The sequence below is a fragment of the Citrobacter sp. wls717 genome (assembly GCF_005280955.1).
GTDB lineage: Bacteria > Pseudomonadota > Gammaproteobacteria > Enterobacterales > Enterobacteriaceae > Citrobacter > Citrobacter werkmanii.
Map to the genome: position 1 here is coordinate 1 of NZ_SZWW01000033.1, position 20,040 is coordinate 20,040.

General features: G+C 52.9%; 18 protein-coding genes and 1 pseudogene. 3 read left to right on the top strand and 16 right to left on the bottom strand.

Annotated elements, in window-relative coordinates:
• Positions 1 to 61 precede the first annotated feature (61 nt).
• The 4 genes and pseudogenes from hemG to pepQ all read right to left on the bottom strand — a co-directional run bounded on the left by hemG (position 62) and on the right by pepQ (position 4,038).
• Positions 62 to 607: a menaquinone-dependent protoporphyrinogen IX dehydrogenase gene (gene hemG / locus FDX09_RS17670; protein ID WP_038634428.1), complete on the bottom strand. Its 546-nt coding sequence runs from the start codon at positions 605 to 607 to the stop codon at positions 62 to 64.
• Between the two features lie 11 nt (positions 608 to 618).
• On the bottom strand, positions 619 to 2,070 hold the full coding sequence (trkH, locus tag FDX09_RS17675) for a Trk system potassium transporter TrkH (RefSeq protein ID WP_003017848.1): 1,452 nt from the start codon (positions 2,068 to 2,070) through the stop codon (positions 619 to 621).
• A 38-nt stretch (positions 2,071 to 2,108) separates the two neighbouring features.
• Positions 2,109 to 2,707 (bottom strand): annotated as a pseudogene (locus FDX09_RS17680) (IMPACT family protein).
• Complete coding sequence (pepQ, locus tag FDX09_RS17685; RefSeq protein WP_038634435.1) at positions 2,707 to 4,038, bottom strand: Xaa-Pro dipeptidase; 1,332 nt, start codon at positions 4,036 to 4,038, stop codon at positions 2,707 to 2,709. Before pepQ ends, FDX09_RS17680 begins: the two are co-directional and overlap by 1 nt.
• Positions 4,039 to 4,225: 187 nt before the next feature.
• On the opposite strand from pepQ, the gene fadB reads away from it, so the two are divergent.
• Both fadB and fadA read left to right on the top strand, forming a co-directional pair.
• On the top strand, positions 4,226 to 6,415 hold the full coding sequence (gene fadB / locus FDX09_RS17690; protein ID WP_069325074.1) for a fatty acid oxidation complex subunit alpha FadB: 2,190 nt from the start codon (positions 4,226 to 4,228) through the stop codon (positions 6,413 to 6,415).
• 9 nt (positions 6,416 to 6,424) lie between these two features.
• Positions 6,425 to 7,588, top strand: a complete 1,164-nt coding sequence (gene fadA / locus FDX09_RS17695) for an acetyl-CoA C-acyltransferase FadA (protein WP_038634440.1) — start codon at positions 6,425 to 6,427, stop codon at positions 7,586 to 7,588.
• A gap of 213 nt (positions 7,589 to 7,801) precedes the next feature.
• On the opposite strand, the gene FDX09_RS17700 is transcribed toward fadA, so the two are convergent.
• The 4 genes from FDX09_RS17700 to ubiD form a co-directional block, all read right to left on the bottom strand.
• Complete coding sequence (locus FDX09_RS17700) at positions 7,802 to 8,782, bottom strand: LacI family DNA-binding transcriptional regulator (RefSeq protein ID WP_137347630.1); 981 nt, start codon at positions 8,780 to 8,782, stop codon at positions 7,802 to 7,804.
• Positions 8,779 to 9,705 carry an ROK family protein gene (locus tag FDX09_RS17705; RefSeq protein WP_137347631.1) on the bottom strand — a complete coding sequence of 309 codons (927 nt, stop codon included), beginning with the start codon at positions 9,703 to 9,705 and terminating at the stop codon, positions 8,779 to 8,781. The genes FDX09_RS17700 and FDX09_RS17705 overlap by 4 nt, the downstream gene beginning before the upstream one ends.
• Before the next feature lie 228 nt (positions 9,706 to 9,933).
• Complete coding sequence (gene fre, locus FDX09_RS17710) at positions 9,934 to 10,635, bottom strand: NAD(P)H-flavin reductase (protein ID WP_038634448.1); 702 nt, start codon at positions 10,633 to 10,635, stop codon at positions 9,934 to 9,936.
• A gap of 40 nt (positions 10,636 to 10,675) precedes the next feature.
• Positions 10,676 to 12,169 (bottom strand): 4-hydroxy-3-polyprenylbenzoate decarboxylase, encoded by a 1,494-nt coding sequence (gene ubiD / locus FDX09_RS17715; protein ID WP_137347632.1) that lies wholly within the window; start codon positions 12,167 to 12,169, stop codon positions 10,676 to 10,678.
• 204 nt (positions 12,170 to 12,373) lie between these two features.
• On the opposite strand from ubiD, the gene rfaH reads away from it, so the two are divergent.
• Positions 12,374 to 12,862 carry a transcription/translation regulatory transformer protein RfaH gene (rfaH, locus tag FDX09_RS17720; protein ID WP_038634455.1) on the top strand — a complete coding sequence of 163 codons (489 nt, stop codon included), beginning with the start codon at positions 12,374 to 12,376 and terminating at the stop codon, positions 12,860 to 12,862.
• A gap of 6 nt (positions 12,863 to 12,868) precedes the next feature.
• Here rfaH and tatD read toward each other — a convergent pair whose 3' ends face one another.
• The 8 genes from tatD to rmuC form a co-directional block, all read right to left on the bottom strand.
• Positions 12,869 to 13,651: a 3'-5' ssDNA/RNA exonuclease TatD gene (tatD, locus tag FDX09_RS17725; protein ID WP_137347633.1), complete on the bottom strand. Its 783-nt coding sequence runs from the start codon at positions 13,649 to 13,651 to the stop codon at positions 12,869 to 12,871.
• Between the two features lie 41 nt (positions 13,652 to 13,692).
• Entirely contained in the window at positions 13,693 to 14,484 is a 792-nt protein-coding gene (gene tatC / locus FDX09_RS17730) for a Sec-independent protein translocase subunit TatC (protein ID WP_038634459.1), read from the bottom strand.
• A 2-nt stretch (positions 14,485 to 14,486) separates the two neighbouring features.
• A complete protein-coding gene (tatB, locus tag FDX09_RS17735; protein WP_085049780.1) occupies positions 14,487 to 15,035 on the bottom strand; it encodes a Sec-independent protein translocase protein TatB in 549 nt (182 codons plus the stop codon).
• A gap of 3 nt (positions 15,036 to 15,038) precedes the next feature.
• Complete coding sequence (tatA, locus tag FDX09_RS17740) at positions 15,039 to 15,293, bottom strand: Sec-independent protein translocase subunit TatA (RefSeq protein ID WP_003017888.1); 255 nt, start codon at positions 15,291 to 15,293, stop codon at positions 15,039 to 15,041.
• Positions 15,294 to 15,371: 78 nt separating this feature from the next.
• The gene (ubiB, locus tag FDX09_RS17745; protein ID WP_069325080.1) at positions 15,372 to 17,012 is read right to left on the bottom strand and encodes a ubiquinone biosynthesis regulatory protein kinase UbiB; all 1,641 of its coding nucleotides are present in this window, start codon (positions 17,010 to 17,012) and stop codon (positions 15,372 to 15,374) included.
• Positions 17,009 to 17,614 carry a ubiquinone biosynthesis protein UbiJ gene (gene ubiJ, locus FDX09_RS17750; protein ID WP_038634468.1) on the bottom strand — a complete coding sequence of 202 codons (606 nt, stop codon included), beginning with the start codon at positions 17,612 to 17,614 and terminating at the stop codon, positions 17,009 to 17,011. The genes ubiB and ubiJ overlap by 4 nt, the downstream gene beginning before the upstream one ends.
• Before the next feature lie 13 nt (positions 17,615 to 17,627).
• Positions 17,628 to 18,383, bottom strand: coding sequence for a bifunctional demethylmenaquinone methyltransferase/2-methoxy-6-polyprenyl-1,4-benzoquinol methylase UbiE (gene ubiE, locus FDX09_RS17755; protein WP_137347634.1), 756 nt, complete (start codon positions 18,381 to 18,383; stop codon positions 17,628 to 17,630).
• Positions 18,384 to 18,477: 94 nt separating this feature from the next.
• Complete coding sequence (gene rmuC, locus FDX09_RS17760; RefSeq protein ID WP_137347635.1) at positions 18,478 to 19,908, bottom strand: DNA recombination protein RmuC; 1,431 nt, start codon at positions 19,906 to 19,908, stop codon at positions 18,478 to 18,480.
• Between the last annotated feature and the right edge of the window lie 132 nt (positions 19,909 to 20,040).

Consider the following 20,040-nt stretch of genomic DNA (forward strand, 5'->3'; position numbering starts at 1 on the left):
TCAGGCTGACAAGGGGAAATTTAAAATAATTTTCCGAGTGATTATTTTTTATTCTTTGCGCTTATTTTGGCAACGTTTTGTGGGTTAATTGGGCAATTTCCCGTGCAAAACCCGCGACCTGTTCCCAATCGGTATACACCACTTCTTTATGCGTATCCGTTTCACCGCCTGACATCTTCATTATCAGTTGGATCATCACACGGTCATACCAGCGATAGCGGGGATACAGCAAAGCGCCGGCAATAACCGCACTGCGATCCGGCCGCCACGGCGAACTCATCAGGAACTTACGCGCATAGCTGTTGGTTTGCGGCGTACGCTTCTCCGGTTTACGGGCAACCAGGTTAACGGAGTAGAACGCACTCGGCATCGCATTCAGCCGCGTGGCATGCTTTTTCACAAACTCCTGAAATGCGGCATGGTAATGACCATAGCGAATCGAGGCGCCAATCACCACGCTGTCATAATTTTGCCAGTCAGGCTCCGCGGTGCGATGCAAATTAACAACATCCGTCCAAACGCCCAGCTCTTTGAGTTCAGAAGCCAGATACTCGGCGATTTCACGCGTTTGCCCGTCCCGGGAAGAAAAAAGAATCAGTGTTTTCACGTGTTACTCCATTATTCACGCCAGAAAGTAGGGGTAAAGAGTACCAGCAGAGTAAAGACCTCCAGACGACCAAACAGCATATTGGCAATCAGGATCCACTTCGCCACGGGGTTCATACTGGCAAAGTTGTCGGCGACAACGCCCAGCCCTGGCCCGAGGTTATTCAGCGTCGCCACCACGGAGGCAAACGCGGAGAAGTCATCAACACCGGTCGCAATAATCGCCAGCATACTGATAATAAAGACCAGTGCATAGGCAGAAAAGAATCCCCAGACGGCTTCAAGAATTCGCTCCGGCAGCGCACGGTTACCCAGCTTGATACTGTAAACAGCATTCGGGTGAACCAGACGTTTCAACTCGCGGTTACCTTGCTTAAACAGCAACAGGATACGAATCACTTTCAAGCCACCGCCCGTAGACCCGGCACAGCCGCCGATAAAGGCAGAACACAACAACAACACCGGCAGGAACAGCGGCCAGCGGGCAATGCTGTCGGTGGTAAATCCGGCGGTCGTCGCCATTGATACCACCTGGAAAAAGGCCTGGTTGATGGTCGTGAGCGCTGAACCGTAGGTATTGTGTATCCACAGTACCAGCGTACAGACAGCCACTAGCGTCAACTGCACGCCGATGAACATGCGAAATTCCGGATCGCGCCAGTAGACCTTCAGGCTACGGCCGCTTAATAAAGAGAAGTGCAGGCCATAGTTACAGCCGGAGATCAGCAAGAAGATAGCAATGATGGTGTTGATCGTGGGACTGTCGAAATATCCCACGCTGGCATCGTGCGTGGAAAAGCCGCCAATCGCAATCGTGGCAAAGCTGTGCCCAATGGCGTCAAACGCTGGCATCCCGGCAAACCATAGCGCCAGTGCACATGCCACCGTCAGCAATACATAGATAAGCCACAGGGTTTTCGCCGTTTCGGCAATACGCGGGCGCATTTTATTATCTTTCAGCGGCCCCGGCATTTCTGCCCGGTAGAGCTGCATCCCCCCGACGCCAAGAATAGGCAGAATAGCCACCGCCAGCACGATGATCCCCATCCCGCCGAACCATTGCAGCATCTGCCGATAAAAGAGGATAGCGTGTGGCAATGAATCCAGCCCCACCAGCGTTGTTGCCCCGGTGGTGGTCAATCCGGAAAAGGATTCAAAAAATGCATCGGTAATCGTCAGGTTAGGGCTTTCCGCAAAGATGAACGGCAGCGCACCCACGCTACCCAGCACGGTCCAGAACAAGACGACAATCAGAAAACCTTCGCGAGATTTCAGCTCGCCTTTCTCTTTGCGGTTCGGCCACCACAGCATGGAGCCGATCGCCAGAGCAACGAAGAAAGTTTGGGTAAATGCACGCCCTGCCCCATCGCGATAGATGAGAGCCACCAGTCCGGGGATAATCATTGTTCCCGAGAATAAGATGACCAGTAGTCCAACGATTCGGGTAATGGCGCGAAAATGCATCTCTACCGCTTCCTTAGTTCTTTAAAATGAGGTGGGGATTATTCTTCAATCGCTAACAATTGCAATGAACCACGACTAAAATCCGCCAGTTTTGCCGAAAATTCATCCACTTTGGCATAAGGAAGCGCCACCCTGAGCCGAACAAAAGCCTGGTAATCACTGGCAACGACTTTACCGTCAAACTGACCCAGCAAAGCTTCTATGCCTGCCAACTGACCGTACTCACACTGCAAAGTATATTCGGTTAATGGCGTCTTGCGCTGTGTCGTTAACTGACGCAACGCCTGATTCACACCGCCACCGTAGGCTTTTACCAGCCCCCCCGTACCGAGAAGGATACCGCCGTAGTAGCGCACCACCACCGCGGTAATCTCACCGACACCGCTGCCCATCAGTTGCGCGAGCATCGGCTTGCCTGCCGTTCCCCTGAAAAGCCCAACTGCTGCGAGTCATTCGGCGCACCGGCCACCCATGCCACACAATGGTGGCGGGCGTCCGGGTGTTCCGCTTTGACGGACTCAACGAATGCTTTCGCCGCTTCTACGCCGTCCGTATGGGCGAGCAGCGTAATGAAGCGGCTTTTTTTGATCTCTTCAACGACGCTAACCGGCGCCGCAGGGATTAACCAACTGTCCATTACGCCAGTTTTAAATCCCGCGTCATGTTCTCGATATTGTTCTCGTGGACCACCACGTTGTCTTCAATACGAATACCGCCGAACGGTTTCAGAGCTTCAATTTTCTGCCAGTTGAAGTGTTTGCTGAACTGCCCTTCACGCCACGGCGCCAGCAGCGATTCAATAAAGTAGATGCCCGGTTCGATGGTCAGTACCATGCCCGGCTGCAGAACACGGGTGCAGCGCAGGTAAGGATACTTCGACGGGGCAGCAAGGTGGGTACCGCTGTCATCCTGCATAAAGCCAGCGACATCATGCACCTGCAGACCCAACGGGTGACCAATACCGTGCGGCATAAACGGTCCAGTAAGATCGTTTTCCACCATCGCCTCTTCACTCATATCGGTGATGATTTGATGCTTACGCAGCAGCTTCGCGATGCGCTGATGGAACTGAATGTGGTAATCCACGTAGCTGGTACCCGCTTTCATGGTAGCAATAAGCGCCAGCTCTTCGTCGTTAACATCTTTCACCAGATGCGCATAGTCGTTGTCGCTTTTCGCCGACCAGGTACGCGTCAGGTCTGCCGCATAGCCGTTATATTCCGCACCAGCGTCCAGCAGGAAGCTGCGAATTTCAGACGGCGCCTGATGATCCAGTTTGGTGTAATGAAGAACCGACGCATGCTCATTAAGCGCAACGATGTTGCTGTATGGCACGTCGGTGTCGCGGTGACCGGTCGCGGTCAGATAAGCCAGGTTGATGTCAAATTCGCTCATCCCGGAACGGAACGCTTCTTCCGCGGCACGGTGTCCATTCACCGCCATTTTCTGCGCTTCGCGCATACAGGCCAGTTCGTAATCCGTTTTAAAGGCGCGGTAATAATGCAGGTAGTCGATCACCCCTTTCGGGTTGATGTTGCTGGCCGCGATGTCCAGTTGCAACGCACGTTCCGGAACCGGACCGATATAACCGATATTGCCGCGAGCAGCTGGCAGTTGGCTACCGATACCGTCCGCTTTTGGCAGCGCGATGATCTCGATTTCTTCTGTCCAGAAGGAGGTCGGCAGCGGCTCAACGTTATGCCAGTAGTCGACCGGCAGATAGAACCACAATTTTGGCTTATTCACACCATCCACCAGCAACCAGCAGTTAGGGACCTGCGTTACGGGTACCCAAGCTTTGAATTGCGGATTGACCTTAAACGGGTACGGATGGTCGTCAAGAAAGACGTTAACAAGTTCGCCAGAGTGAATAAGTAACGCATCCAGCTTGAAGCGTTCCAGCGCGTCGCGCGCCCGCTCTTGTAAGGTAACGATATGATTTTTATAGAGTGCGGCCAGTGATTCCATTTTCTATCCTTCTGTTTTTGACCTCAAGACTCCGCATCTTAGCACATCGCTTTGTGAGTGCGTGATTTCTGCCGAGCGTGATCAAATCGTCATTTCTTTAATCATTCATTTGCATTTTTTTAACATAAAACACACACTTCGATTCATCTGGTATGACCAGATCACCTTGCGGATTCAGGAGACTGACATGCTTTACAAAGGCGACACCCTGTACCTCGACTGGCTGGAAGATGGCATCGCCGAACTGGTGTTCGATGCCCCTGGTTCGGTCAATAAACTCGACACGGCCACCGTTGCCAGCCTGGGCCATGCGCTTGACGTGCTGGAAAAACAACCGAATTTAAAAGGGCTGCTGCTGCGCTCTAACAAAGCAGCCTTTATTGTCGGTGCCGATATCACCGAATTCCTTTCATTGTTCCTCGTGCCTGAAGAACAGTTGAGCCAGTGGCTGCATTTTGCCAACAGCGTCTTTAATCGTCTGGAAGATCTACCTGTTCCGACCCTCTCAGCGGTAAATGGCTATGCGCTGGGCGGCGGCTGCGAGTGTGTGCTGGCGACCGATTACCGTCTGGCAACGCCGGACCTGCGCATCGGCCTGCCGGAAACCAAGCTGGGCATTATGCCGGGCTTTGGCGGATCCGTACGTATGCCACGTATGCTGGGTGCGGACAGCGCGCTGGAAATCATTGCTGCGGGTAAAGATGTTGGTGCTGAGCAGGCGCTGAAAATCGGCCTGGTCGATGGCGTCGTGAAACACGAGAAACTGCTTGATGGCGCGATCGCCATATTACGTCAGGCGATTAACGGCGATCTCGACTGGAAAGCCAAACGCCAGCCGAAGCTGGAACCGTTGAAACTCAGCAAAATTGAAGCGGCGATGAGCTTTACTATCGCCAAAGGTATGGTGGCGCAGACGGCCGGGAAGCATTATCCCGCACCAATCACTGCCGTGAAAACGATTGAGGCGGCAGCCCGTTTTGGCCGTGAAGAAGCGCTGAACCTGGAAAATAAAAGTTTTGTTCCACTGGCGCACACCAGTGAAGCTCGCGCATTGGTTGGGATCTTCCTTAACGATCAGTTCGTGAAAGCCAAAGCCAAAAAGCTCACCAAAAATATTGAAGCGCCAAAGCAAGCGGCGGTGCTGGGCGCGGGCATTATGGGCGGCGGTATCGCTTACCAGTCGGCCTGGAAAGGCGTGCCGGTTGTGATGAAAGATATCAACGACAAATCATTAACGCTGGGCATGACCGAAGCGGCCAAGCTGCTGAACAAACAGCTCGAGCGCGGCAAAATTGACGGCCTGAAAATGGCGGGCGTGATTTCCACTATCCATCCAACCCTCGACTATAGCGGTTTCGAGCGTGTGGACGTAGTAGTCGAAGCGGTTGTGGAAAACCCGAAAGTGAAAAAAGCGGTACTGGCGGAAACCGAAGATAAGGTACGCCCGGACACCGTACTGGCTTCGAACACCTCAACCATTCCAATCAACGAACTGGCCAGCGTGCTCAAACGCCCGGAAAACTTCTGTGGCATGCACTTCTTTAACCCGGTGCACCGCATGCCGTTGGTTGAGATCATTCGCGGCGAAAAAAGCTCAGATGAAACCATCGCTAAGGTTGTCGCCTGGGCAAGCCAGATGGGCAAAACGCCAATTGTGGTCAACGACTGCCCTGGTTTCTTCGTCAACCGCGTGCTGTTCCCCTATTTTGCCGGTTTCAGCCAGTTGCTGCGCGACGGAGCGGATTTCCGCAAAGTCGACAAAGTGATGGAAAAACAGTTTGGCTGGCCTATGGGCCCGGCTTATCTGTTGGACGTGGTGGGGATCGATACCGCGCATCACGCACAGGCGGTGATGTCTGCGGGCTTCCCACAGCGTATGCAGAAAGATTATCGCGATGCGATCGATGCCCTGTTTGATGCTAACCGTTTCGGACAGAAAAACGGTCTCGGGTTCTGGCGTTATAAAGAAGACAACAAGGGCAAGCCGAAGAAAGAAGAAGATGCCGCCGTTGATGGTCTGCTGGCAGAGGTCAGCCAACCGAAACGCGACTTCAGCGATGACGAGATTATCGCCCGCATGATGATCCCAATGGTCAACGAAGTGGTGCGTTGTCTGGAAGAAGGCATTATCGCCAGCCCGGCAGAAGCCGATATGGCGCTGGTTTATGGCCTGGGCTTCCCTCCGTTCCACGGCGGCGCGTTCCGCTGGCTGGATACGCTCGGCAGCGCGAAGTATCTCGATATGGCCCAACAGTATCAGCACCTAGGCCCACTGTATGAAGTTCCGGCCGGTCTGCGTGATAAAGCGCGCCATAACGAACCGTATTATCCCCAGGTTGAGCCTGCCCGCCCGGTTGGCAGCCTGAAAACGGCTTAAGGAGTCACAATGGAACAGGTTGTAATTGTTGATGCGATCCGTACCCCGATGGGCCGTTCAAAAGGGGGAGCGTTTCGTAACGTGCGGGCAGAAGACCTCTCCGCACATTTAATGCGTAGCCTGCTGGCGCGTAATCCGGCGCTGGAGCCATCCGCGCTTGATGATATTTACTGGGGCTGCGTGCAGCAAACGCTGGAGCAGGGTTTCAATATCGCTCGTAACGCGTCACTACTGGCGGAAATCCCACATTCAGTACCGGCAGTGACCGTTAACCGTCTGTGTGGTTCATCCATGCAGGCGCTGCATGATGCAGCACGCATGATCATGACCGGCGATGCTCAGGCGTGCCTGATTGGCGGCGTGGAACATATGGGGCATGTGCCGATGAGTCACGGCGTTGATTTCCACCCGGGTATGAGCCGCAACGTGGCGAAAGCCGCGGGGATGATGGGCCTGACGGCGGAAATGCTCTCCCGCATGCACGGTATTAGCCGTGAAATGCAGGATGCCTTCGCCGCACGTTCACACGCTCGCGCCTGGGCTGCTACACAGTCTGGCGCATTTAAAAATGAAATCATCCCGACTGGCGGTCATGATGCAGACGGCGTGCTGAAGCAGTTTAACTACGATGAAGTTATCCGCCCGGAGACCACGGTTGAAGCGCTTTCTACCCTGCGCCCGGCATTCGATCCAGTTAGCGGCACGGTGACGGCCGGTACCTCTTCCGCGCTTTCCGATGGTGCTGCCGCGATGCTGGTCATGAGCGAAAGCCGTGCCCGTGAGCTGGGTCTGACGCCACGTGCCCGAATTCGTTCAATGGCCGTTGTCGGCTGCGACCCTTCTATCATGGGTTACGGTCCGGTTCCGGCTTCAAAGCTGGCGCTGAAAAAAGCGGGACTCTCCACCAGCGACATCGGCTTGTTTGAGATGAATGAAGCTTTTGCCGCCCAGATCCTGCCGTGTATTAAAGATCTGGGGCTGATGGAGCAGATCGACGAGAAGATCAACCTCAACGGCGGGGCGATCGCATTGGGTCACCCGCTGGGTTGTTCCGGTGCGCGTATCAGCACTACCCTGCTCAATCTGATGGAACGCAAAGACGTACAGTTTGGTCTGGCGACGATGTGTATCGGGTTAGGTCAGGGTATCGCGACGGTATTTGAGCGAGTTTAATCAAGGCACGCCGGGGGCGCTTCGCTTGCCCGGCCTACGAAATGTTATCTCAAAGCCATTGGTGCCAGAACAAGGCGGCAAGTGAATGAATCCCGATGAGCTTACGTGTAGTAAGTGATTCGGGTGAATGAGCGCAGCCAACACAGTTATGGTGCTAATGGCGAAGAGAGAAAATTTAGTTGCCGTTCTTCCCGCCTGTCAGGGGCGGGTTTTTTATTTCCCTGAACTACCACGTACCACTAACTGCACCGGCAGCAGCAGATTCTCTTCCTGCTTCTCTTCCAACAGTAAACGCAGCGCTTCCCGACCCAGCTGTTGCTTATCAACCGCGATAGTGCTCAGCGGCGGATGTGACCAGGCTGCAGCATCAATATCATCAAACCCTACCAGCGCAAGGTCTTCCGGGATACGTATGCCCTGCTGCGCGCACACTCTTTGAACAACCATCGCTGCCGCATCGTTATAGGCAAAAATGGCATCGGGTGGCTCCGGCAGCCTGAGCAGTTCATTAACCGCCTCTACCAAAGATTGCTCGGTATCCAGCAACGGCGGCGCGATGGCTTCGTACTCTGGCGGCATCAGCAACCGGGCTTCATACAATGCCTGACGATAGCCCTTCTCACGCTGACGAATACTGTAGTGAGAAAGTGTACTGGCAAGAAACGCGATGCGGTTGCGACCTTGTGCAATCAGGTGTTGCGTGGCCAGATAGCCGCCCTGGGTATTGTCCGGATTGACACAAGGCAGGCCAGGCGCCCAGAGATCCACCAGCACCAGCGGCAGTTTCATCTGTTGCAGCAGCCCAAGCAATTCAGGCTCAAAAAATCCGGCGCAGATCAGCGCATCCGGCTGGTGCAGCATCACCTGCTCACTCACCGTATCACCCGGACCGATAGACAGAAAGCTCAGCGCAATACCATTCTCGCGACAAAGATCTTCTATACCTAACAACAGTTGGGAGTAAAACGGTAATGCGCGGCTGATATTGTGCTGACGATGCAGCAAAAACAGGACGCGTTTGATCTTGTCGCTGCGCAAGCGGGAAAAATCATAACCCTGCTGCTGCGCCACAGAAATAATGCGCAACCGGGTATCTTCACGCAGCCCCGGCTGCCCTTTTAGGGCGCGGGAAACAGCGCCAACTGAGACCCCACATGCTTCGGCAATGTCTCTGATACGTACAGGTTTCGTCATTTCACTCTCATTGATTCTACGCAGGCTCGTTGCGCCCCCAGCCAGGCGGCACCACGCACGCCGCTGCTGTCGCCGTGTCTGGCCGGAACGATCGGTGTACGGCACTGTTTACCAAATACGTACTGTGCTACTCGCGCCTGCAAGCCAGAATACAGTAAATCGATATTAGATACCCCGCCCCCCAACACAATCACATCGGGATCGAGCGTATTCACCACGCTTGCCAACGCCCGCGCCAGTTGATCGCAATAGCGTTCCCATAACAAACAGGCATCTGCATCACCCGATTCTACCTGTCGCATAATTTGTGGCACACCCGCATGTTGCGCGGTGTGGTTCAAATACTGGCGTTCCAGGCCGCTGCCGGAAATAAAGCTTTCGATACAGTTCAACTGTCCGCAATAGCATGTCACTGCGGCCCCATCCCGGGATTCATGATAACGCGGCAAGGCATTATGCCCCCACTCGCCTGCGCAGGCGTTAGGGCCGGAAATCAGGCGGTTATCGATACACACACCGCCGCCGCAACCGGTACCGAGGATGACGCCAAAAACGACGCTGTGTCCATATCCGCTGCCGTCCATCGCCTCTGACAGCGTAAAGCAGTTAGCATCGTTGGTGACGGGCACAGCCATCCCTAACGCTTGCTCAAGATCTTGCGCAAAGCTCTGCTGATTCAGCACCAGAATGTTGGAGTTTTTGATTAACCCTTCGCTATCCACCGCACCGGGCACCCCAACGCCAACCGAGAAAGACTGATTAACGGCCTGCCTGGCCTTAGCAATCATCTCCGTTACGGCGTGGAAAAAATCGCCATAGCTCTGCTTTGGGGTTGCGCATCGCTCGCGATAAACAATTTCCCCCGTATTATCAATCACTACCGCTTCGATTTTAGTCCCGCCAATATCCAGACCAAGCCTCATGATTTTCCCTCGTTTGCGCCTTGTAATGTGATGCTGCATAGCTTGCCAACTTTGTTTACTAAACAAAAAGAGTTCCGTCACAAAAGCTTGTTTTTATGATTAATAGATAGCCAAAAAATGTTTACTAAAAACTGGTGAGGAAAGAAAGGCAACGAGACCGGGCTTGCACCCTGTTAGTAGAAGTAAGGTGAGTAATGAATGCGCCGGAAGGGCTCCGGCGCACAGCGCTTAAATAAACGCGAACGCGTCGCCAAACAGGCGGTCTTCACGCGCACTGCGTTCATTGCAGAACAGATCGCGCGCGATTTTAGCCATTTCAAAACGTCCGGCAATGTAGATATCGTGTTCCGCCAGGGTACCGTAATCCTGTAATACTGCCGTTAATACGGTGCCCGTACGGCCACGCCAGCCTTCTTCAGGCTGTTCTACCACTGGCTCAACGCGCAGATTCGGGTGATTTACTGACAGCGCTTCCAGCTCAGAGAGATCGTAGAGATGCTTCTCTTCGCGCCCGCCCCAGTAAATAGTGATATCGCGATTTGGATTGCGCGCCAGCGCGGTAAGCAGAATGGAACGCGCGTATGAGAATCCCGTCCCGCCGGCAATCAGGAGCAACGGTCGTTCGTCCTCATCACGTAGCCAGGCTTCGCCATGCGGAATGTCGACCTTAATTTCCCGGTCTTTCAGAATGCGGTCCATCACGGCCATGGCGTACAGATTTAGCTCAGAAGCGCCAACGTGCAGTTCAATGAACCCCTGCTCGTCCGGCGTAGATGCCATGGAGAACGGGCGCTTATCTCGTTCGTCCATCACGACCATTAAATACTGGCCGGCACGAAAGGAAAACGCCGCGTCTGGCACTAAACGAACGCGATATACGGTGTCAGTGATAGCTTCTACCGAGGTCACTTTACAGCTTAAGGTTGTCATGCGCTCTCTCTGTCGGATCAATAGGCAAAACGATCGCGCCTCAGGCGCTTTTGCCGTCATTAAAGATGGCCAGTTCATCCCAAATTGCGTCAATACGTGCAGTGACTTCAGGATCTTTTTTTATCGGACGTCCCCATTCGCGTTGGGTTTCGCCCGGCCATTTATTGGTGGCATCCAGCCCCATTTTTGAACCAAGACCGGAAACCGGCGAGGCAAAATCCAGGTAATCAATGGGTGTATTCTCTACCAGTACAGTATCCCGGGCGGGGTCCATACGCGTCGTAATCGCCCAAATCACATCATTCCAGTCGCGTGCGTTGACGTCATCATCGCAGACAATAACAAATTTGGTGTACATAAACTGACGCAAAAACGACCAGACACCCATCATGACGCGTTTGGCATGACCGGCGTACTGTTTTTTTATCGTCACTACGGCCAGACGATATGAACAGCCTTCCGGAGGCAGGTAAAAGTCGACGATTTCCGGAAACTGCTTTTGCAGAATAGGCACGAAGACTTCATTCAGCGCCACGCCAAGCACTGCGGGCTCATCCGGCGGGCGTCCGGTGTAGGTAGAGTGATAAATTGCATCTTCACGCTGAGTAACGTGCGTGACGGTAAAGACCGGGAAGCTATCTACTTCATTGTAGTAACCAGTATGATCGCCATATGGTCCTTCCGGGGCCATTTCACCCGGTTCGATATAGCCTTCCAGCACAATTTCAGCGCTGGCAGGCACTTCCAGATCGTTGGAAATACATTTGACCACTTCAGTTTTGGTGCCACGCAACAGCCCGGCAAATGCGTACTCAGATAATGTATCCGGGACAGGGGTAACAGCGCCCAGAATTGTTGCCGGGTCTGCTCCCAAGGCCACAGAAACCGGGAACCGTTCACCAGGATGCGCCGCGCACCACTCCTGATAATCAAGCGCGCCGCCGCGATGGGAAAGCCAGCGCATAATGAGCTTGTTTTTGCCAATCAGCTGCTGACGATAGATACCGAGATTCTGCCGCTCTTTATGCGGGCCGCGCGTAACGGTCAGCCCCCAGGTAATCAGCGGCGCAGCATCCTCTGGCCAGCAGGTCATAATCGGAATACGGTTTAAGTCGACTTCATCGCCTGAATAGATTTTTTGCTGGCAAGGCGCGCCGCGTAACCGCTTAGTCGGCATGTTCAACACCTGCTTAAACTGCGGCAGCTTATCGAACAGATCGCGAAATCCTTTCGGTGGCTCAGGCTCTTTCAAAAACGCCAACAGCTTACCAACTTCCCGTAGCGCCGAGACATCTTCTTGCCCCATCCCCATCGCCACACGCTTCGGTGTGCCAAACAGGTTACACAGCACCGGCATTGTATAGCCTTTAGGATTTTCAAACAGTAACGCAGGCCCACCGGCACGCAAGGTGCGATCGGCAATTTCAGTGATCTCCAGATGGGGATCCACCTCAAGCGAAATGCGTTTGAGCTCGCCCTGCTGTTCAAGCAGCGTCAGGAAGTCGCGTAAATCGTGATATTTCATGGCGTCCATTGTGGCCTCTTCGTAAGCGCTTCATTATACGGCGTTCATCATTGTGATGCTGTATTTTTGTTAAATTAGCGTGAACTCTGGCGATACATATCAGGCCTGGGAGTATATACCCATTGGGTTTCAGCCTGCTTTGCGGCGGGTATAATTAACTTAACTCATGGCTTTTGCTATGCTGGCGCTCAGAACAAGCGGATAAGAGTTATTATGCAATCCTGGTATTTACTGTACTGCAAACGTGGGCAACTTCAGCGAGCCCAGGAACATCTGGAAAGACAGGCGGTGAACTGCCTGACGCCTATGATCACCCTGGAAAAAATGGTGCGCGGTAAACGGACCACAGTCAGTGAACCCCTATTCCCTAATTATATGTTTGTCGAGTTCGACCCGGAAGTGATCCACACCACCACCATCAATGCCACGCGTGGTGTCAGCCATTTCGTCCGTTTCGGTGCGACGCCGGCGACCGTTCCTTCTCCCGTCATTCATCAACTTTCCATCTATAAACCTGAAGGTATTGTTGACCCTGAAACCCCTCATCCGGGGGACAGTGTGATTATTACCGAAGGTGCGTTTGAGGGGTTGAAAGCGATCTTTACCGAACCTGATGGCGAAGCGCGTTCCATGCTGCTGCTTAACCTATTGAATAAAGAGGTTAAGCAGAGCGTGAAAAACACTGGCTTTCGAAAAATTTAAGTCGCCTTAGAAAGTCACTTCAAACAGCGTTCTGACGTTCGCATCAATGGTTGCTGACAACCATTGAGGATCCTCGCCGCGCCAATGGGCAATACGCTCAAGAATATGGGGTAGGTGTGCAGGTTCATTGCGCCGTGACGCTGGTTTAGGCGTTAAATCCCGGGGAAGTAAGTAGGGCGCATCGGTTTCGATCAGCAATCTCTCAACCGGGATAAAGGGCAGCAGCTCACGCAGTTCCATGCCCCGGCGCTCATCACACACCCACCCGGTGATACCAATGTAAAGACCGCGATCTACACAGTCCTGCATCTCCTGGCGCGAGCCTGTAAAGCAGTGCAGCACCGCACCGGGCAGGCTGTCCAGCCATGGCTCCAGTAACGTCAGAAAACGCTCATGGGCGTCCCGACAATGCATGAAAACCGGCATCTGCAGTTCAGCAGCAATGCGCAGTTGTGCCACAAAAGCACGCTCCTGCTCCTGCGGCGTGGAGAAATTGCGATTGAAATCCAGGCCGCACTCACCAATAGCGACCACCTGTGAATGGTTTGCCAGCGCAACAATTTCTGCTTCTGTTGAGGACTGCCATTGGCTGCTGTCATGCGGGTGCACGCCAGCCGTGGACCAGCAATGCGGATAATGCTGCGCCAACGTTAAAGCCTGCTGGCTTTCGTGCAGGTTTGTTCCGGTCAGAAGCATACCGTTTACGCCCGCAGCAAAGGCGCGCGCCACGACCTCATCCCGGTCTTTCGCAAATTGTGAACTGGTTAAATTAACGCCAATATCAAACATGCTTCCTCCCATATGACAACCGCCCTGACGGGCGGTTGCGTTTATTCTTCAGTTTTCTCGGTGGCTTCAGCTTCTTTTGCTTCTTCAGCCTCGTTATCCTCATCTCGCGTACGTCGCTTACCGACATAGAATCGAGAGAAGAACACACCCACCTCGAACAGGCAGTACATCGGTATCGCCAACAGCGTTTGCGAGAAGACATCAGGCGGGGTCAATAGCATCCCGACGACAAATGCGCCCACTACAACGTAAGGGCGTTTCTTGCGTAAGTCTTCAGGCGTCGTAATGCCCATCCAGCATAGCAGCACAATGGCGACAGGGACCTCAAAAGAGACACCGAAAGCCATAAACAGCGCCATTACGAAACTGAGATAGCTGGCAATGTCTGTCGATACCTGTACGCCTTGCGGAGCCGTATTGGCAAGGAAACCAAACGCCAACGGGAAGACGACAAAATAGGCAAATGCCATACCGATGTAGAACAATAACGAACTGGAGACCAGCAACGGCACAACCAGGCGACGTTCATGTTTGTACAAAGCAGGCGCAATGAATGCCCAGACCTGATAGAGGATCACTGGCGCTGACAGAATCAGCGACACCATGAAGGTTAACTTTATCGGGGTAAAGAATGGCGAGGCCACATCGGTGGCGATCATCGTTGCGCCCTGCGGCATCTGTTTGATCAACGGCGCCGCAACCATATGGTAAATGTCGTTGGCAAAGTACACCAATGCCAGAAAGATCACGAACACAGCAATAATGCAGTTCAGGAGTCGCTTACGCAGCTCAATAAGATGCGTGATGAGCGGTTGGGTATCTTCTACAGCCATGTTTACGGTTTATCACTCGACGAGGGGGAGGATTCGACAACAGGTGCGGCAGCTTTCTTTTCTGCATCCATCAACGTGGCGGAAGTGTTTTCCGTCGGCTCTGGCGTTTTAGCACCCGTGGATTCCGGTTTTTGCTCCGGCGAACTGGCCTGGTTTTCAGCGGCAGCTGGGGTGACCCCTTCTCGCTGCGCTTCACCGTCTTTCACCACCGGATTATGGATAGTGTGCGCTTCATCGCTGGCTTTCTCAGGATCGTGCACGCTATAAGAACGCTTCATCGACTCCGCCGCTTCACGCAGCTCATCCATTGATGCTTTCAGCTCCGGGGTCAGATTTGTCAGGCTCGCTTTCTCTACTTTCTTCAGGCTGTCCTGGAATTCCTGAAGCTTAAGCTCCTGGGTCAGTTCGTTCTGAACAGTAGTTGCAAGGGAACGCAAAGCGCGAACCCAGCCAGCAACCGTTTTTACCGCCACGGGTAATCGTTGCGGCCCCAGGACAATGAGGCCGATCACGAATACCAATAACAGTTCGCTAAAACCGATATCAAACACGGATTATACCTGCTCTTTATCTTGGCTTTTGGCGTCTTCCTTTTTCACTTCGCCCTGCTTATCGGTAATGGATTTAGCAGTAAAATCAGCGTCCTGGCTGGTTTTATCTTGCTTAGGTTCATCATCACCCATCGCTTTTTTGAAGCCTTTAATAGACGCGCCAAGATCGGAACCGATGGAGCCGAGTTTCTTGGTGCCAAATAGCAGTACAACGATGACGGCAATGATCAACAACTGCCAAATACTGATACCACCCATACATGTTCCTCTGTCATAGATGATGAATTAATAAGGCCGTAGTATACGTTACACGGCCTGCCTTGGGCGATGAAAAATTCAGCGCATTTTGCGCCAGCCAATTATCCAGGCTATGACGCCTCCCGCCATTAACCAGCCCGGCATAAGCCCCCACTCAGGGCGGCTTACCAGCAGGAATGTTCCACTTAGCAACAATGTTGCGCCAATGCCCAATAAATAACGGGATTGTCCCTGACGCACATGATTCGCGTGAAGCTCGCGGGCAATCTTATCAACACTGTGCTGTAAATATTTGCCCTGGCGCAAACTGTCATACACCAGTTCAGGTATTTCTGGCATTTTTTCGACCCAGAACGGAGCTTTTTCTTTAAATGCCCTGACGAGCGCAGGAATACCGACCTGATCTTTAATCCAGGATTCGAGAAACGGCTTGGCCGTTTTCCACAAATCTAACTGCGGATAGAGTTGTCGTCCGACACCTTCAACGTACAGTAGCGTCTTCTGGAGCAAAACCAACTGAGGCTGGACTTCCATATTGAATCGACGCGCGGTGTTAAACAGATTCAACAGCACGTGGCCAAAGGAAATCTCCGCCAGCGGTTTTTCGAATATCGGCTCGCACACGGTACGGATTGCAAACTCAAACTCTTCAACGTTGGTATCAGGCGGAACCCAACCTGAATCCACGTGCAGTTCGGCAACTTTGCGGTAGTCTCGGTTAAAGAACGCAATAAAGTTTTCAGCAAGATAGCGCTTATCTTCTTTATTTAAAGAACCCACAATCCCGCAATCAATACCAATGTATTTCGGGTTTTCAGGGTGCTCATAACTCACGAAAATATTCCCAGGATGCATGTCCGCATGGAAAAAACTGTCGCGAAATACCTGAGTAAAGAAGACCTGCACGCCGCGTTCAGCCAACAACTTCATGTTGGTGCCATTCTTCTCAAGCGTTGCGACATCAGATACGGGGATACCATATATGCGCTCCATCACCATCATGTTCTGACTGCAATAGTCGGAATACACTTCCGGGATGTACAGCATCGGGCTATCTTCAAAATTACGTCGCAGCTGAATTGCGTTCGCCGATTCGCGCAGCAGGTTCAGCTCATCAATCAACGTTTTTTCATACTCGCGGACCACTTCTGTTGGCCGTAGACGACGACCATCCGGTAGCAGACGAGGAACCCAGCGCGCAAGGCGGTAAATCAGTTTTAAATCCGCTTTAATGACCGGCAGTATGTCCGGGCGGATAACTTTGATCACCACCTCTTTACCATTGGACTTCAGTCGTGCGGTATGGACCTGAGCAATAGACGCGGATGCCAGCGGCGTGATCTCAAAATCATCAAACCACTCCTCGACGGGCAGCCCGCCCATGGCTTCTTCGATTTGTTCTTTCGCTCGCTGCCCATCGAATGGGGCAACGCGATCCTGCAATAGCGCAAGCTGATCGGCGATGTGCGGTGGGAAAAGGTCACGACGGGTAGAGAGCATTTGCCCAAATTTGATCCACACCGGGCCGAGCTCCTGTAAAGCCAGTCTCAGCCTTTCTCCCAGCGGTTTGTCTTTATGTTGGTTGGGCATCCAGAACAGCGAGTAACGCCACAACCGAAGCGGCAGCGTGATACGCATTTTAGGGATGAGTTCATCAAGACCGTAGCTTAAAAAAGTGCGAATGATGAAATAAAGGCGCCGTACTTCACCTGGCGTCATTTGGCCTCCAGTTTTTCCAGCCGTTTGGCCAGAGATTCGACCGCACGTTCAACGGCTGCCGTTTCTTCTGCAAACCATGCAACCTCGAGCGAGCCGGGAGCCATACGCCACTCTTCGGTGATCGCTTCGGCTACATAGCGCTGCTGGCGCTGAATGTTATGGCGCAAGAACTTCGCGCCGCCACGCAAGACTTTGCTGACTCCCTCCGCGACGATATCGCCGGTATAGGGCGCTAACAGTTCTGCGGGATCAAACTCAGCCAGATCGGCCAGCGCCACAAAGTTCTGCACCACCTGGATATCACCCTGAACCTCCAGCTCACCGCTGCGAATAAGCGTGGTAAGTTGCTGGCGGTCGCGTAATTTCGGCAACACGCTGGCATGTGTGATTACTGTGCAATCGGCTTCGCCTTCCCATGCCCCCAGCACATCGACCTGGCGCTCACTAAACACCAGGACTAAGGGTGTTGAAAATCCTTTAAGATCAACACGCAGCACCTTGCTCTGTAAACGCGTTCGGGCTGATTTCAGCGCAGGAGAACGATACAGAAAGGTATTGAGCAGATTTTCAACGCCTGCGGTCACTAAGGGTTTTAAAGGCATCCCCAATCTCCTGTCAGAACTTGTAACCACGATGCAGCGCAACGACACCAGCCGTCAGGTTGTAGTAATCAACGCTTTCGAACCCGGCATCTTGCATCATTGCTTTTAGCGTGTCCTGATCGGGATGCATACGAATGGATTCCGCCAAATAGCGGTAACTGTCCGCATCGCTTGCGACCATGGAACCGATGCGCGGCAGAACATGGAAAGAATAAGCATCGTAGGCCTTGCTCAGCGGTTCGATAATCGGCTTGGAGAACTCCAGCACCAGTAAACGTCCGCCCGGCTTCAACACGCGATACATGGATCGTAAAGCTTTGTCTTTATCCGTTACGTTGCGCAGACCGAAAGAAATGGTAATGCAGTCAAACGTGTTGTCAGGGAAAGGCAGTACTTCCGCGTTCGCCTGAACGTACTCAACGTTACCTACTACGCCGATATTACGCAGCTTTTCGCGACCCATTTTGAGCATTGAGTCATTGATATCCGCCAGTACGACTTTACCGGTTTCACCCACCATGCGAGAGAATTTCGCCGTCAGGTCGCCCGTACCGCCCGCCAAATCCAGAACGGTTTGACCGCGACGCACGCCACTGCAATCAATGGTGAAGCGCTTCCACAAACGATGAATGCCAAATGACATTAAGTCATTCATAACGTCATATTTCGAGGCCACAGAATGAAAAACGTGGGCCACCATGTCAGCTTTCTGCTCTTTAGCGACGGTCTGAAAGCCAAAGTGCGTCGTTTCTTGTGAATTATCCACCATCTCAGTGCCTGCTCATTCAAAAAATGTTCAAGAAGTGTAACAGATTGGGCCAATTTGCCCTACCCTTCTGCCCCGTTCAACTACCCCAAACGGACTAGTTTGATTGCTGATTTACCGCTTCGTCATCAGGGTAAGGCGCATCCTGTTGCGTCTCAGGGACCGAGCGCAAGCGGTACTCTTCATCCTGCGTAGTGGCTTGTTCAGCCAGCTCAGGATTTATCTCGCGCTTAATTTCCACACCTAAACTGCGAAACGCCTCTGCCTGTGACAGGACGTTTCCACGGCCTGAAGAGAGTTTTTTCATCGCTTGTCGGTAGTTGTCCTGGGCTTTATCCAGACTTTGGCCAATCGCCGACATATCATCCACAAACAAGCGCATCTTGTCATAAAGTTTACTGGCCCGATCGGCAATTTGTTGCGCATTACGGCTCTGATGCTCGTAGCGCCACAGGTTGGCGATCGTGCGCAATGCCACTAACAACGTGGTGGGGCTGACCAGCATAATGTTATTTTTAAGCGCCTCGGTTATCAGTTCAGGTTGCCTGTCCAGCGCCAGCAAAAAAGCAGGCTCGACGGGAATAAACATCAGCACGTAGTCAAGCGAACGCAGCCCGGGAAGCTGTTGATAATCTTTTCGGCCCAGCAGACGAATATGGTTTCGCACTGAGGCGATGTGCTCCTGCAACGCGCTCTCGCGGGTATATTCATCTTCCGCGTTAAAATAGCGCTCATAGGCAACCAACGTCATTTTTGCGTCGATCACCACATCTTTCCCCTGGGGTAGCCGGACAATGACATCGGGCTGCATACGCGAACGGGCATCGTTTTCAATGCTAACCTGAGTTTCGTATTCATAACCTTCACGCAGACCGGAGGCTTCAAGCACCCGCGTGAGTACCACCTCCCCCCAGTTGCCCTGCGTTTTGTTATCGCCTTTTAACGCCCGCGTCAGGTTTACCGCTTCCTGCGCCATCTGCGCGTTCAGTTGCTGAAGATTACGAATTTCATGCGCCAGAGTATGACGTTCCTGCGCCTCTTTGCCGAAGCTATCCTGAACCTGACGACGAAAACCGTCCAGCTGTTCACGAAGCGGCGCCAGCAGGCTGTTCAGGCTTTGGCGGTTTTGCTCATCGACGCGGCGGTTGCTGTGCTCAAAAATGCGGTTCGCCAGGTTTTCAAACTGTTCACTCAGGCGCTGTTCGCTGTTGATCATCTGGCGGATTTTATCTTCCGCATGCTGCTGCGTCGCTTCCAGCCGGGTAGTGACTTCACGGAGATCGGCTTCCAGAGAGGTGTTGATGCTGTGCAGGCTGCGTAATTCGTTATTGAGTAGCTCGCACTCGTCGCGCCAGTGGGCTTCCTGTGCGAGTTGTTGGCGGGCAGCGCTTAACGCAATATCCAGTTCACGTCGCTCTTCGATGAGGTCGGCACGGATCTGATCGGCCCGCGCTTTTGTCGTCAGCCACCCCACCAGCAGCCCTGCGGCTAACGCCAACACAGCACTCATCATAATTGAAATATCCACAACGCCCCCTTACAGCAACGGCTTACCCGCACAAAATAGAATTGTGCTGTATAAACGTCCAGTTTAAAAGGAATTTCCTGCGAGGCACTACGCAAAATAAAAAGGCCGAACACGTCGGCCTTTTTGAACAGA

Excerpts from the sequence above, each read along its gene's own strand:
- FDX09_RS17705 (WP_137347631.1), bottom strand. The coding sequence starts at position 9,705 with ATGAGGCTTGGTCTGGATATTGGCGGGACTAAAATCGAAGCGGTAGTG.
- fadA (WP_038634440.1), top strand. The coding sequence starts at position 6,425 with ATGGAACAGGTTGTAATTGTTGATGCGATCCGTACCCCGATGGGCCGT.
- ubiD (WP_137347632.1), bottom strand. The coding sequence starts at position 12,169 with ATGGACGCCATGAAATATCACGATTTACGCGACTTCCTGACGCTGCTT.
- fre (WP_038634448.1), bottom strand. The coding sequence starts at position 10,635 with ATGACAACCTTAAGCTGTAAAGTGACCTCGGTAGAAGCTATCACTGAC.
- tatD (WP_137347633.1), bottom strand. The coding sequence starts at position 13,651 with ATGTTTGATATTGGCGTTAATTTAACCAGTTCACAATTTGCGAAAGAC.
- pepQ (WP_038634435.1), bottom strand. The coding sequence starts at position 4,038 with ATGGAATCACTGGCCGCACTCTATAAAAATCATATCGTTACCTTACAA.
- ubiE (WP_137347634.1), bottom strand. The coding sequence starts at position 18,383 with ATGGTGGATAATTCACAAGAAACGACGCACTTTGGCTTTCAGACCGTC.
- ubiB (WP_069325080.1), bottom strand. The coding sequence starts at position 17,012 with ATGACGCCAGGTGAAGTACGGCGCCTTTATTTCATCATTCGCACTTTT.
- tatA (WP_003017888.1), bottom strand. The coding sequence starts at position 15,293 with ATGGGTGGTATCAGTATTTGGCAGTTGTTGATCATTGCCGTCATCGTT.
- trkH (WP_003017848.1), bottom strand. The coding sequence starts at position 2,070 with ATGCATTTTCGCGCCATTACCCGAATCGTTGGACTACTGGTCATCTTA.
- tatC (WP_038634459.1), bottom strand. The coding sequence starts at position 14,484 with ATGGCTGTAGAAGATACCCAACCGCTCATCACGCATCTTATTGAGCTG.
- rfaH (WP_038634455.1), top strand. The coding sequence starts at position 12,374 with ATGCAATCCTGGTATTTACTGTACTGCAAACGTGGGCAACTTCAGCGA.
- FDX09_RS17700 (WP_137347630.1), bottom strand. The coding sequence starts at position 8,782 with ATGACGAAACCTGTACGTATCAGAGACATTGCCGAAGCATGTGGGGTC.
- fadB (WP_069325074.1), top strand. The coding sequence starts at position 4,226 with ATGCTTTACAAAGGCGACACCCTGTACCTCGACTGGCTGGAAGATGGC.
- ubiJ (WP_038634468.1), bottom strand. The coding sequence starts at position 17,614 with ATGCCTTTAAAACCCTTAGTGACCGCAGGCGTTGAAAATCTGCTCAAT.